Below are 14,794 nucleotides of genomic sequence, written 5' to 3' on the forward strand. Positions count from 1 at the left end.
GAAGCTTAAAAATAACTATCTATTTTTAAATGAGAGCATTCTACACGGTATTTACAGTTTTAATTATTATAGGATTCTATTCTTGTAATAAAGAAATTAAAGTAAAAATAGCACAAAGTAATACTCCCCTTACCTCATACGTAAACCCTTTTATAGGAACTGGAGGTCATGGACATACATATCCAGGTGCTAGTATGCCATTTGGGATGATGCAATTGAGCCCAGATACTCGGCTCGATGGATGGGATGGTTGTTCTGGATATCATTATAGTGATTCTTATATCTATGGCTTTTCGCACACACATCTAAGTGGTACAGGAGTTTCTGATTATGGAGACATTCTATTAATGCCAACAAATGAAGTAAACTTCAATAATGGAGCAAATGGTAAAAAAGGATATCGTGCCCATTTCTCACATGATAATGAGAAAGCTTCTCCCGGATATTATGAGGTATATCTAGATTCTACTAATATCGATGTAGCACTAACAGTCACTAAAAGAGCTGGAATACATAAGTACACCTTCCCTTCTGACAAAAAGCAAATCATCATACTTGATTTAGCACATAGAGATGAAGTATTAGATCATCAAATAAATATAATTTCTGACACAGTGGTTAATGGGTATCGACACTCTAAAGCTTGGGCTGAGAAGCAACTATTATTTTATCACATCAAATTTTCTAAACCTATTAAGAGTAAACAATCTACGGAAGATGGAAAAAAAATGGCTTTTGAATTTGACAATGCGTCAAACGACCCAATCTTTCTTACCATAGGTATTTCAGCAGTTGACCAGCAAGGGGCTCTAAAAAATTTAGAAGAAGAAATAGGTTTCAAAACCTTTGATCAAATAAAAAATAATGCTCAGAACATTTGGGAAAAGCAATTACGCAAAATTGTAATTGAAAGTACCAACAATGATTACAAAACTAATTTCTATACTTCGTTATATCATTCCATGCTAGCTCCTAATCTGTATCAAGATGTAGATGGAAGGTATCGAGGAATGGATTTAGAAATCCATCAAAATTCTGATTTTGACTATTATTCAGTATTCTCACTTTGGGATACCTATAGAGCTACACATCCTTTATATACAATTATAGAACAAAATCGCACTAATGATTTTATTAATACATTTCTTGCTAAATATGATGAAGGTGGTATTATGCCAATATGGGATTTAGCCGGTAATTATACCCATTGTATGATTGGATATCATGCGGTTCCTGTAATTGCAGATGCATATCTAAAAGGAATTACGGATTACGATGCAGAAAAAGCTTTTGAAGCTATGAAACATAGTGCCACAAGAAATAAATTAGGACTACAATCTTATAAAAAATTTGGGTATATACCAGTAGAAAAAGAAAGCGAATCCGTATCTAAAACTTTAGAATATGCTTATGACGACTGGACGATTGCACAAATGGCGAAAGCACTTAATAAACCAGAAGATCTAGTAAAGTTTACCAAAAGAGCGCAGAATTATAAAAATGTATTTGATCCTTCTACAAAATTCATGCGCGGCAGATATAGAAACACATGGTTTGCTCCATTTGATCCTTATGAAGTGAATTTTAATTATACAGAAGCAAATTCTTGGCAGTATAGTTTTTATGTCCCGCAAGATATTAATGGATTTATAAAACTATTAGGAGGTAAAAAAACATTAGAGAAACAATTAGATACCTTGTTTTCTGCAAATAGCAATACTTCTGGATCGCATCAAGTAGATATCACTGGGCTTATCGGACAATATGCTCATGGAAATGAACCTAGTCACCATATGGCCTATCTTTATAATTATGTAAACAAACCATATAAAACTCAAGAAAAAGTTTATCAAATTCTTACGGAATTATATACTAATACTCCAGATGGAATCTCTGGAAATGAAGATTGTGGACAGATGAGTGCTTGGTACATATTTAGTAGCCTAGGTTTTTATCCTGTAACTCCAGGATCTAATGATTATATCATCGGAACTCCTCTTTTTGACAAAGCTACAATGCATCTTGAAAACGGAAAGGATTTCACCATTATAGCTAACAACCTTTCTCCTGAAAACAAATACATTGCTTCTACTCAATTAAATGATGAGCAATATCCTTTTTCTTATCTAAAACATGAAGATATTATAAAAGGAGGAACTCTAGTATTTGAAATGACCAATATACCTACAGAATGGGCTACACATGATCAATACATTCCTAGTACCGAAATTAAAGAACATATTATTATCACACCTCCTTTTATTTCTGAAGGAGAAATTGCTTTCAAGGAAAAAACAACAATTACATTACAAAGCGTAGATAAAAATGCAATTATTCATTATACTCTGAATGATTCGGTATTCAAAAGATACAATGAGCCTATCGAAATTTCATCTCCAGTAATTTTAAAAACATACGCATCACTAGATGGATTAAAAAGCACGATCATTTCTACAGAATTTTTTAAGATAGATGCGGATCTTTCGATAGAATTGAAAAATGAATATGCAAATAGATATAATGGTGGTGGTCCTAATGCACTTATTAATGGTATCAAAGGAACCACTGATTATCGCTCTGGATCTTGGCAAGGTTTTCATAACAGTGATTTAATTGCTACAATAGACTTAGGAAAAACTAAAGAAATCAATAAGGTCTCTATAGGTTTTCTTGAAGACCAACGAAGTTGGATATTTTATCCTAAAAAGGTGGTAATTTGGATTTCGGAGAATGGTAAACAATGGAAGCTGATATCAAAAAATGAAATAGAAAAAGAACCAACTAGTAACGAAACAGCTAGTATCCAGATAGTAGAAAAAAAACTCACAAAACAACAAGTGCGTTATGTAAAAATCCAAGCCAAAACTGTCGGAAACATTCCTGAGTGGCATATAGGAAGTAATCATGATGGAAAAGCATGGATTTTTGCTGACGAAATAATTATAAAGTAATCATGAAAAGACGACAATTTATTCAAAACACTGCGCTTACCAGCGTAGGTCTCACAGTGGGATCCACCATTATAGGTTGTAAAGAAAATCCAAATCAATCAATAGAACAAGAAAAAAGCACACTTATGAATACACCTAATCATTCTCCTATTGCCATCTGCACATGGCGTTTTACCAAAGCAAATGCTACCGCTGGTGAAGCTTTAGCAGCTGGAAAACCTGCTCTAGATGCGGTTATTGAAGGTGTTGCTATTGAAGAAGAAAGTATAAAAAATACGACTGTTGGAAAAGGTGGAGCTCCAGATCGAGAAGGTAACGTAACGCTAGATGCTTGTGTTATGAATTCTGACGGTGATTGTGGTGCTGTAGTTTGTGTAGAAAACATTACCAATGTTGCTGCATTAGCTAGAAAAGTTATGGAAGATACTCCACATGTTATATTAGCTGGTGAAGGAGCAGAAGAATTTGGATATCGCAATGGTTTCAAAAAAGAAAATCTACTTACGGATGCATCCAAATTAGCTTGGGAAGAATGGAAAAAATCTCCAGAATATAAACCTCTCATCAATATTGAAAACCATGACACTATAGGCATGTTGGCTATGGATAGTAAAGGAGATATTGCTGGTGCTTGTACCACCTCTGGATTATCCTATAAAATGAAAGGCCGTGTTGGAGATTCGCCAATTATAGGATCAGGATTATTTATCGACAATGAAGTTGGTGGTGCAGTAGCTACAGGAATGGGTGAAGAGGTTCTAAAAACCGTAGGAAGTTTTCTAATCGTAGAACTCATGCGAAATGGAATGAGTCCTCAAAAAGCTTGTGAAGAAGCTATCCGAAGAATAGTTACTAAAAATGATCGATACAAAGATTTTCAGATTGCCTATATCGCTATGAACAAATCAGGAGAAGTAGGTCATTATTGTATCCATGAGGGATTTACTATGATGAAATATCAAGATGGGAATAATGAAAATATTCCAACAAATTTTTACAATAAAGCATAAATCATCTTACAATGAACCAATCAAAATCTTATCGAAGCGCTTTTATTATAATTACCATACTGTTTTTTTTATGGGGATTTATCACGGTGTTAGTAGACTCTTTAATTCCTAGGTTAAGAGACGTATTTGAGCTCTCTTATTTTCAGGCAGGATTGGTTCAATTTGCTTTTTTTACAGCATTCTTTGTATTATCTGTTCCGGCAGGGTTTATATTATCCAAAATAGGTTACAAAAAAGGAATTATATTAGGACTAACTACAATGGCTGTTGGATGTTTGCTTTTTTATCCTGCATCTTCTTATCGTTTTTTCAGTGTATTTTTATTAGGTTATTTTACGCTTGCAGGAGGCATCACTATTCTACAGGTAGCGGCTAATCCATATGTAGCATTATTGGGTAGTGAAGATGGAGCTGCTAGTCGCCTTAACTTATCTCAAGCTTTTAATTCTCTTGGAACAGCTATTGCCCCAGTTGTTGGGGCTATCTTTTTATTAAGTGACTCTGTAAAATCCTCTAAAGAAATCCAAACTTTAACAGACACTCAGAAAGACACCTATTATGCCGCTGAGGCGGCTACTGTGCAAACTCCATTTATAATGATTGCAGGCTTTATACTATTGCTTGTAATCTTGTTTAGATTTATCAAAGTACCCACACTTATGAAAGAAAGCCCAAAGGATGGGTATGGTAGACTTTTACGAAACAAAATAATGCTTCTAGGTGCACTAGGAATATTTGTATATGTAGGAGCAGAGGTTGCTATAGGTAGCTACCTGGTTAATTATTTCTTGGACATGAATTTAGTATCCGTAATTAAGGATACTCCTTTTATGAAAAACCTATGTGAACGTATTTTAAACTCCGACTTAAACGCTATGGATGGCAAAGCAATCGTGGGAGCCTTTGTTGTCTTTTATTGGTCTGGAGCAATGATTGGCCGATTCATCGGAGCTTACCTCACAAGAATTATGTCTCCTGGAAAAGTATTAAGTATTTTTGCAGGTTTAGCAATCACTATGCTCCTAATTTCTATGAATACTACTGGGCTAATCGCTATGTGGTCTATACTAGCTGTTGGTTTATTCAACTCTATTATGTTTCCGACTATATTTACACTTGCACTAGATGGATTAGGAGATTTAAAACCGCAAGCTTCAGGGTTATTATGTATGGCGATTGTGGGAGGTGCATTAATACCTCCTTTTTATGGTTTCTTGACTGATAATATTGGTTTTAAAATGGCCCTATTACTGGTAATAGTATGCTATGCTTATATTTTATTCTATGGATGGTTAAAAAGTAAAAAAACACTTGCTTAACGAACAGTTTCTATATTAATTAATGAATTCAACGTTTTTATTAAAATATCAATCTCTGAAGTTGTAGAAGTTTCGAAAAGAATTACTTTTTCTTTATTAGGAAGTACATCGAAAAAATTATCACTAAAGTGACCCTTGCTATCTGAATATAAGAATACATCTTTTTGTAACGTTGTTGATGATAATGTAATCTCATAACCAGTATCAACTTTCGTTATTTTTTTAGATACATCTTGTGGTGGTAGCTTTAAATCTTTTGGTTTCCTAAAATAAAAATTAGCGTTCGATTCTTTAAAATCTGACACCAATACTACTTCATCTTTTAAAATATCTAATGCTTTCATTGGTACGTTAAACACTACTTGAGAAGCATTTGCTTTTACAGAAATTTGTTCGTCATATTTCCAAATGACCTTACCTTCAAAATCTTGAATTTTTAAACCTAATGTTCCATGCTGCTCTTTTAATTCGTCATTAACAACATATACATTCAATGTATCATTTTCGACTTTTGGGGAAACAAGTATATTTTCAAAACTCTTTTTAACTTTATATTGTAATGCTTTCCAATTCCCCAATCCATCAATTCCTGACCAGGAAACTACAGGCCAACAATCATTTAATTGCCAATAAAGTGTTCCCATATTATAAGGCATAGATCGACGATGTGCTTCAATACCCTTTGTCATACCATATGCTTGTAATAATTGACTAACATATACATAATCTTCGTCCTTATCTGGAACAGGAAAATCCCGTTCCATATACTCTTTTATGAGAGCGAATCCTCTATCATGTTTTTGATGTGTCGCAAAACTTGAATGATTAATATCAATGCTGCCTTTTTGTGTAAAATATTGAATGGCTTCATAACTTGGAAATGATTGGAATCCAAATTCGCTCATAAAACGTGGTACCTTTTCTTCGAATCGTTCGAATGGATATCCATCATGCCATACTCCCCAATCATGGGCATTCCCTTCGGTTTGGAATTTTGGATTTCCTCTTCCATATTTGGGTGAACTCTCCCAATAAGAAGTGTTTGTAAGATCAGAAACAGTATTCGGTAAAATATCATTAAATAATTTCTGATAATTGCCCCATATCTCTGCTTTCTCTTCCTCACTTCTATTTGCTTGCCATCCCCAATTATGCCAAGCTTCATTGTTTTCATTGTTACCACACCAAAGTGCAATACTTGCATGGTTACGTAAACGAGTAACATTATCTATCGCTTCTTGTTTTACATTTTCTAAAAACGTAGCATCACCTGGATACATCGCACAGGCAAACATAAAATCCTGCCATACAAGGATGCCTTTTTCATCTGCTAAATCATAAAAAATATCATTTTCATAGATTCCTCCTCCCCAAACTCGTAACATATTCATATTAGCATCAATTACATCTTCGAAAAGTTTTTTATAATCTTGATCTGTTACTTCTGGTTGAAAGATATTTTGAGGGATGTAATTAGCACCTTTCATAAAAACGGGTATTCCATTAAGTTTAAAATAAAAAGATTCTCCTTCTGCATCCTTATCAGTAATTAACTCAATTGTCCGCAACCCTTTTTTAACTTCTCTTGAAGCCACGACCTCATCTCCATATTGTATCTGAATATCGATGTCATATAGAAAAGGTTCTCCAAGATTATGCGTCCACCACCATTTTGGGTTTTCAATAAGAAAATCTATACTATATTTTTTATTTCCTTTTTCTGGATTTATTATTTTGGTTTCAACTATTTCCTTATTAATCAATACATTTATGACCACATCTTCATCTAAGTCTTCTTGAGTTCTATTTAACAAAACTTCAGCTTGTAGTTTGGCTTGTTTTTTATCTAAAAAATTTTGTTTGATGTATACATCTTGCAACTGTATATCATCCCAAGATCTAAGGGTAATTGGTTTCCAAACACCAGCTGTAATAAAAGTAGGTCCCCAATCCCATCCATAATGAAATTGGGCTTTACGAGAGAAAATACGATTTCCTGCCGGCAGTTCATAAGGCAACTTTCCTTTTTCAATCGCTTCAATCTCCGTAGGACTTTTAAATAGGATTCTTAATTTGTTTTCCTTAAGAAGTTTTCCACTTACATCTACATTCCAGATTCTAAAAGCATTATTCGTTTTTAAGAGTAAACTATGATTCAGAAATATTTCTGTATAAGTATCAACACCTTCGAAACTAAGCTGATGATGCTTTCTTTCTAACTGCTCCTCCTCTAGTTTTAAAATAGTTTTGTATTCCCAATCTTCAGAAGTAATCCATTGTAGTTTTTCTTCGTTAACTCCTACAAAAGGGTCATTTATTTTTTTATTTTTTAATAGATCTGTATGTACAGTACCAGGCACATCCGCAACTAGCCAAGAAGAATCTTTATCTGATCTGAATTGCCATTCACTATCAATCTCAGTAAATAAGTTTTTCTTTTTTTCACTACACGAAAAAGTTATGAGTAATAAAAATAGTATTCCCGCATTTTTATACATATCAAAGAAAAAACAATTGTTATAAATCAGGGTGTACTACTAGACACCTGTAATACTTTACCATTATAGAATTTATTAGCGGTAAGCGAAAAATCTTTAATGTAATTTGCCATTTCAATAGCCGTAATCGGTGCTTGGTATCCAGGAAATGCTTCTTCTAACATTTCTGTCTGTACTGCTCCCAAAGCCAAAACATTAAATGCTATACCACTTTCCTTATACTCTTCGGCCAATAGCTCACTTAGTGTAATAACAGCTCCTTTACTAGAACTATATGCCGCCAAACCAGGAAATTTCATACTTCCCTGAATTCCACCCATACTACTTACTGTAACCACATGACTTCCTTTTGTCATATGAGGCAACATAAGTCTAGTAATTTCTGCTACACCAAAAACATTTACTCTATACACTTCTTCAAATTCTTGAGTAGAAATTTCACCAAAAGGTTTATTCAATAATTTACCAGCATTATTAATCAAGATATCAACCTGATTCCAAGAATCGGTAACGTAATTTTTTAATTTATATAAATCCGAAGAGTTACATAAGTCAAAAGAAAAAGTATGGATGTTTTTATGATTTAGAGCAGTAATAGGTTTCTCATTTCTAGATAAAGCCAAAACTTGATGTCCTTCATCTGCAAACAACTTAGCCATCTCATACCCTATTCCTCTGCTCGCCCCAGTAATTATAATGTTTTTCATGTTTTTTATAAAAAAATCCTTTCGAGTGTTGAAAACTCGAAAGGATTGAATTTTTTAATTTAACTTAATTTCTTTTGTTGATGTATTCAGAATCTTTGTTATAGCAGGTATACAGTCATTTATTAATTCTGCCATAAACTCAAAATTCATTTCGGAAACCTCGTCATCTACGTGGTGATAATACTCATAATTTGTAAAATCAAAAGTAGAAATCGTTTGACAAGGCACTTTGAACTTTTCATAAAAAGGATAATTATCACTTCTTCTAAACAATTGAAATTCTTTAGCTTTTGGCAAGAAACCTATTAGTTCTTTTCCTGAATACTCATTCATTTTATCAGCCATATTAGAAATTTCATATCCAGTAATGTAAGCCTTATAACTTTTATCATTTAATGGTACTCCTATCATTTCAAAATTTACCATAGTATAAAGGTCAAGATTTTTCTCTTTTAAAGCTTTTGCCAAATGACTAGAACCTAATAGACCTCTTTCTTCTGCTCCAAACAATACAAATAAAATACTACGTTTATTACTTTTTGCTTTTGCAAAATGTTTTGCTAGTGAAATAACAGCAGTGCTTCCAGCAGCATTATCATTAGCTCCATTAGCAATTACATCTCCATTTACTTCTTTTCCTGTTCCTATATGATCAAAATGTGCCCCAATAACTACAAATTGTTTTGCTAAATCAGGATCCGTCCCTTTTAAATAACCAACCACATTATACGTTTCGGTCCCTTTAGCATCAAACGTATTTAAATACGAATCAAAATATGGATCAATCCCAGATTTCTTGAACTCCTCTTCTATAAATTTAGCCGCTTTTTCTAACCCTTCAGAACCAGTATCTCTACCTCCCAATTCATCACTAGCTAAAAAATTCATAATACTTTCCACATCAGAAGCTGCAACGTTTGATGCTAATGATTGTGCTCTAGTTACTTCTTTACAGTTTATAAATAAAAGTGTAATAATAAAAAGTGATATCTGTTTCATGTTTTTTTGTTTTCCGATATAAATGAATATTTTTTGATAAAGATACTTAAAAAGTACCCTCTGAGATCTCCTATTAAGATTCCATTATACCTTTTATTTTCAGGAATTGTAATAACATAACCGTTCTTGCATCCTTAATTTCTCCAGTTTGCATCATATCGAATGCCCTTATAAACTCTATTTCTAGTACATCAATATATTCTTCTTCATTGTCTAATCCACCTCCATTTTCCACTTTCATTTCATCTGTATACTCAGCAATAAACAAGTGCGCAATTTCCGTCATTGTCGCTGGCGATGCATATACCGAAAATACTTTTTCAACAGAATTAATAGCATAACCCGTTTCTTCAAGCGCTTCTTTTTTTGCACAAACTTCTGGAGTATCCCCATCCAAAGATCCTGCACAAACTTCTATATTCATCCCAGATGTATTACCATTTAAAAAAGTCGGCAACCTAAATTGCTGGGTTAGCACAACTGTTTTTTTTACAAGGTTATATAATAAAACAGAAGCCCCATCACCGTGATCATAAACTTCTCGAAGGTGTTTTTCTGGAGTGTGAGCACTCGTATGCTTATACTCAAAAGTATATTCTTTTAACAAAAATGTTTTATCGGATAATGTGGCTGATTGTAGGTTTTCAACTCTCTTGTTCATTTTTTAAATATAAAAAAATCCCGCTTCAAAAGAAGTGGGATTTTAAACATTATATACAATCCTTTTTAAAACTATGCTAGCATAGTTACAGGATTTTCTAAGTACTGTTTTAAAGTCTGTAAAAACTGTGCCCCAGATGCTCCATCAACTGTTCTGTGATCACAAGCTAAAGTAACTTTCATTGTATTACCAACAACAATCTCACCATTCCTTACTACAGGTTTTTCTACTATCGTACCTACAGATAATATTGCAGAATTAGGCTGATTAATTATAGAAGTAAATTCCTGAATACCAAACATCCCTAAGTTAGAAACTGTGAATGTACTTCCGCTCATTTCTTGAGGGGTAAGCTTTTTATTTCTAGCTTTTACTGCTAATTCCTTTACATTTGCTCCTATTTGTGTAAGAGACATCTGATCTGTAAAAGGTAGTACAGGAACTACCAATCCATCTGGCACAGCAACAGCAACTCCGATACTTATATGCTTAGCATATTTAGTTACATCATCAGACCATTGCGTATTTACTTGTGGATGCTTTCTTAACGCCATAGCACACGACTTAACTACCATATCATTAAATGACACCTTAGTATCTGGTAATTCGTTTATATGCTTTCTAGATGCCATTGCATTCTGCATATCAACTTCTATAGTAAGATAGTAATGAGGTGCAGTAAATTTTGAAGCAGAAAGACCTCTAGCAATTGCTTTTCGCATTTGAGAATTCTTAACTTCTTCAAAACTTTCTTCTCCTGCTGGAGTAAAAGCTTTTACTGCAGGAGCAGCAGCACTAGTAGCTGGAGTACTCTCTGTAGCTGAAGGTGTAAACGATTCTACATCTTTCTTTACAATTCTACCATTCTCACCAGTACCTTTTACTTGCGCTAGATCAATTCCTTTATCTGCAGCTATTTTTTTAGCTAATGGAGAAGCAAAAATTCTTCCTCCAGATGACTCGCTACCTGATGAAGAAGCTACAGTTACTTTTTCTTCTTTTTTAGGAGTTGGAGTATCCGCTGGTTTTGTTGAAGCAGAAGCCGCAACAGCTCCTCCATCTTTTATAGCAGAAACGTCAGTTCCAGCTGGACCTATAATTGCTAATAATTGATCAACAGGAGCAGTTTGTCCTTCTTCTATACCTATATGTAATAAGGTACCATTATAGAAAGATTCAAACTCCATGGTAGCTTTATCAGTTTCAATTTCTGCAAGGATATCTCCTTCCTCTACAGAATCTCCTACTTTTTTAAGCCAAGTAGCAACAGTACCTTCTTCCATAGTATCACTAAGCCGAGGCATTGTAATAACTTCTACTCCTTCTGGAATTGCAGGAGCTGCAGAAGCACTTGGAGCCGTTTCTTCAGCTTTATCTTCTTTTACTGTTTCTGTTTGTGATCCTTGATCACCCTTTAATAAACCCGAAATATCTTCTCCTTCTTCACCTATAATCGCAAGAAGTTGATCTACTGGAGCTGTTTCTCCCTCTTCAATCCCTATATGAAGTAGTACTCCTTCATAAAAAGATTCAAATTCCATAGTTGCTTTATCGGTTTCAATTTCTGCAAGGATATCTCCTTCACTAATTTTGTCCCCTTTCTTAACAAGCCACTTCGCGACTACTCCCTCTTCCATAGTATCGCTCAATCGCGGCATATTAATTACTGTAGCCATAATTTATTGTGGTTTGTGTGATAAAAACGGATAATCTTCTTGCTCGTATACTACATCGTACATCAAGTTCTTTTCTGGAAATGGAGATTCTTCGGCAAACTTCTGACATTCCGCAACCTTAGCTTTCACTCCCTTGTCAATAGCTGCTATTTCTTCATCCGTAGCATAATTCTTATCTTTTATAATATCCAATATCTGAGTAATCGGATCTATTTTTTGATATTCTGCCACCTCTTCTTTTGTACGATATTTCTGCGCATCACTCATAGAGTGACCTCTGTAACGATATGTCTTTAATTCTAAGAAAGTTGGACCTCCTCCTGTTCTTGCACGAGTAATAGCCTCATCCATTGCCTCAGCAACTTTTATAGGATTCATAGCATCTACAGGTCCGCAAGGCATTTCATATCCTAAACCAAGTTTCCATATATCAGTATGGTTTGCGGTTCTTTCTACCGAAGTTCCCATAGCATACCCGTTATTTTCTACACAAAAAACAACAGGCAAATTCCATAACATTGCTAAATTAAAAGCTTCGTGAAGGGAACCTTGACGAGTAGCTCCATCACCCATAAAGGTTAAAGTAACTGCGTCTCTTTTGTGATATTTATCTGCAAAAGCTAAACCAGCTCCTAAAGGAATTTGTCCACCAACGATACCATGTCCTCCATAAAATCTATGTTCTTTAGAAAAGATATGCATAGATCCTCCCATTCCTTGAGATGTCCCTGTTCCTTTACCATACAACTCTGCCATTACTCGCTTAGGATCAACTCCCATTCCGATAGGCTGAACATGATTACGATACGCGGTAATCATTCTATCTTTAGTAAGGTCCATTGCATGTAGGGCACCAGCTAAAATAGCTTCTTGGCCATTATATAAATGCAAAAACCCTCTTACTTTCTGTTGGATATAAACTTGAGCAAGTTTGTCTTCAAACTTTCTCCAGAAAAGCATATCCTCATACCACTTCAGGTAAACTTCTTTAGTTACTTTTTTCATCTAAAATGTAATGATATTTCAAAATTAAGTCAGCTTTATAGCCGACCTCTCTAACAATTACAGAGTTTTTATGCTTATTTTTCAATTAAGCGAAAAACAAAAATAATATATTCATTACTAAGGAGAAAGCAGTTTTTAGATAAAAATCAACGAAAACGTTATAAATACGAATTATCAAAAATAAGTGGTAATAAATTAGCTAAAGAGTAAGATTTAACTACTTTTCCTGTTTCTCCCATAAAATATATCTCAATTGGCTTCTTCTGATTTAATTCATATTCTGCTATAGCTTGTCTACAAGCACCACAAGGAGGAGTAGGTGTAATCAATTGATGTTTTAAAGATTTTGCAGAAAGCGCCATTCTTAAAATTGGAACTCCTGGAAAGTTTGCTCCCGCCGAAAATATCGCTACACGCTCCGCACATAAACCAGATGGATAACAAGCATTTTCTTGATTATTACCCAAAACAATTTCGTCATTTTCTAACAATAAAGCAGCTCCAACTAAAAACTCTGAATATGGAGCATATGCTTTATCTCTAATTTTAAAGGACTGCTGCATCAATTCCTGAACATCCTTAGGCAACTCTTCTAGAGCATCATACACTTGCAATGTCGATTTTATTTCTATTTCTTTCACAATCAAAAATTTACAATAGTATACATACTAGTACTATCTTCTAATAAAGTATTCACAATGTACTACAAACAAAAAAAGTATCAAACATTAAAGCTTGATACTTTTTTAAGGTATGAATATCATTACGATTACCTATCGTAAAAGTCTTCTCCGAAATTAAATGAAAGACCGAATCGAAGCGTTCCTTCTAGCGGACTCTGCACAGAAGATGCATTGAATAAATAAGAAACATCTAAATTTACAATTGTATATTTAAATCCAAGTCCAAGAGATACAAACTTACGCGCTCCTTTTTCTTCTGCTTCATTGAAATACCCACCTCTGAAAGAGAACACATCTTTATATACGTACTCAGCTCCTAAAGACCAGGTAAATTCTTCTAATTCTTCGCTAAAACCACCATCAGCATCTCCCCAAGATGAAAAGATAGCTCCAAATGAACTTATATCTTGATATTCTGCATTATCTTCTGCATCTATATCGCCATCTCCATCAAAATCCTGTGGACTAGGCACTAATAATTTAGCAAACTCTAAAGATGGTGTAATTCTATTGTACTCATCTAATAAGAAGTCAAATCCTGCACCTAACCTAAATGTAGTAGGAATAAAGTTTTCTTGTCCTGCGTCATCATATTTAATTTTAGGACCAATATTAGAAATATTTAATCCAGCTCTCCATCTACCATTAAAAGAGCTATAAGCAATCTCTTCACTACGATAAAAAGCAGCAACATCTACACCAAAACTTCCTGCAGCACTTGCATCGGCTCCCAAACCTTGCAATCTTAAATCAGAACGTAAATATCGTCCTGCAATACCCATAGAAAATGTAGGACTTAATTGTAATGCATATGAAACGTCTAATGTCAATTCATTAGGTTTCTGAACATTAGGCTCATCATTAGGACCTTGTCTAAATTCGATATCTCCTAGGCTGAAATATCTGAAACTTGCAGCAACAGCACTTCTACCATCCTGTCCAAAACGATTGTAATAATTTACACTCCCTAAAAATATATCATCTACTAGATTACTTAAGTAAGGTGTATAATTAATACCTACCCCTTGTTGTTTTGCAACAAATGCATATTTAGCTGGATTCCATTGTTGTGAAAATGCATCCGCTGAAGTTGCAACTCCTTGATCAGCTAAACCTGCTGCTCTTGCATCCGCAGCAATTAGTAAAAATGGTGTAGCAGTAGTTATTGCTCGGTTCTGGTCTTGAGCCTTCAATTTAAAATTTGATAGTGTTAAAAACACAAACCCAAGGATTATGATTTTTCTCATGTGAAAATTGATTTTGACAAATATATAGTTATTTAGTT

Annotated in this window: 11 protein-coding genes; 3 read left to right on the forward strand and 8 right to left on the reverse strand. The window is 34.2% G+C overall.

Annotated elements, in window-relative coordinates; genetic code table 11:
• Window positions 1-29 precede the first annotated feature (29 nt).
• From H526_RS0108725 to H526_RS0108735, 3 genes are read left to right on the forward strand one after another with little or no spacing between them, the layout of a single operon-like run.
• On the forward strand, window positions 30-2,951 hold the full coding sequence (locus tag H526_RS0108725) for a GH92 family glycosyl hydrolase (RefSeq protein WP_027392652.1): 2,922 nt from the start codon (window positions 30-32) through the stop codon (window positions 2,949-2,951).
• Window positions 2,952-2,953: 2 nt separating this feature from the next.
• Window positions 2,954-3,961, forward strand: a complete 1,008-nt coding sequence (locus H526_RS0108730) for an isoaspartyl peptidase/L-asparaginase family protein (protein ID WP_027392653.1) — start codon at window positions 2,954-2,956, stop codon at window positions 3,959-3,961.
• 11 nt (window positions 3,962-3,972) lie between these two features.
• A complete protein-coding gene (locus H526_RS0108735; protein ID WP_027392654.1) occupies window positions 3,973-5,280 on the forward strand; it encodes a sugar MFS transporter in 1,308 nt (435 codons plus the stop codon).
• Here the strand turns inward: H526_RS0108735 and H526_RS0108740 are convergent.
• The 8 genes from H526_RS0108740 to porV form a co-directional block, all read right to left on the reverse strand.
• The gene (locus H526_RS0108740; RefSeq protein ID WP_027392655.1) at window positions 5,277-7,778 is read right to left on the reverse strand and encodes a beta-mannosidase; all 2,502 of its coding nucleotides are present in this window, start codon (window positions 7,776-7,778) and stop codon (window positions 5,277-5,279) included. The genes H526_RS0108735 and H526_RS0108740 overlap by 4 nt on opposite strands.
• A 26-nt stretch (window positions 7,779-7,804) precedes the next feature.
• Window positions 7,805-8,485 (reverse strand): SDR family NAD(P)-dependent oxidoreductase, encoded by a 681-nt coding sequence (locus tag H526_RS0108745; RefSeq protein WP_027392656.1) that lies wholly within the window; start codon window positions 8,483-8,485, stop codon window positions 7,805-7,807.
• Window positions 8,486-8,539: 54 nt separating this feature from the next.
• Window positions 8,540-9,484 carry a M28 family metallopeptidase gene (locus H526_RS0108750; RefSeq protein ID WP_027392657.1) on the reverse strand — a complete coding sequence of 315 codons (945 nt, stop codon included), beginning with the start codon at window positions 9,482-9,484 and terminating at the stop codon, window positions 8,540-8,542.
• A gap of 73 nt (window positions 9,485-9,557) precedes the next feature.
• Window positions 9,558-10,145: an NUDIX domain-containing protein gene (locus H526_RS0108755; RefSeq protein WP_027392658.1), complete on the reverse strand. Its 588-nt coding sequence runs from the start codon at window positions 10,143-10,145 to the stop codon at window positions 9,558-9,560.
• A 71-nt stretch (window positions 10,146-10,216) separates the two neighbouring features.
• Window positions 10,217-11,821, reverse strand: a complete 1,605-nt coding sequence (locus H526_RS0108760; RefSeq protein WP_027392659.1) for a pyruvate dehydrogenase complex dihydrolipoamide acetyltransferase — start codon at window positions 11,819-11,821, stop codon at window positions 10,217-10,219.
• 3 nt (window positions 11,822-11,824) lie between these two features.
• A complete protein-coding gene (gene pdhA, locus H526_RS0108765; RefSeq protein ID WP_027392660.1) occupies window positions 11,825-12,826 on the reverse strand; it encodes a pyruvate dehydrogenase (acetyl-transferring) E1 component subunit alpha in 1,002 nt (333 codons plus the stop codon).
• A 158-nt stretch (window positions 12,827-12,984) separates the two neighbouring features.
• Complete coding sequence (locus tag H526_RS0108770; protein ID WP_027392661.1) at window positions 12,985-13,467, reverse strand: cytidine deaminase; 483 nt, start codon at window positions 13,465-13,467, stop codon at window positions 12,985-12,987.
• 128 nt (window positions 13,468-13,595) lie between these two features.
• Window positions 13,596-14,756, reverse strand: a complete 1,161-nt coding sequence (gene porV / locus H526_RS0108775) for a type IX secretion system outer membrane channel protein PorV (RefSeq protein WP_027392662.1) — start codon at window positions 14,754-14,756, stop codon at window positions 13,596-13,598.
• Between the last annotated feature and the right edge of the window lie 38 nt (window positions 14,757-14,794).

Origin of the sequence: Aquimarina latercula DSM 2041 (assembly GCF_000430645.1) — a bacterium.
Taxonomy (GTDB): domain Bacteria; phylum Bacteroidota; class Bacteroidia; order Flavobacteriales; family Flavobacteriaceae; genus Aquimarina; species Aquimarina latercula.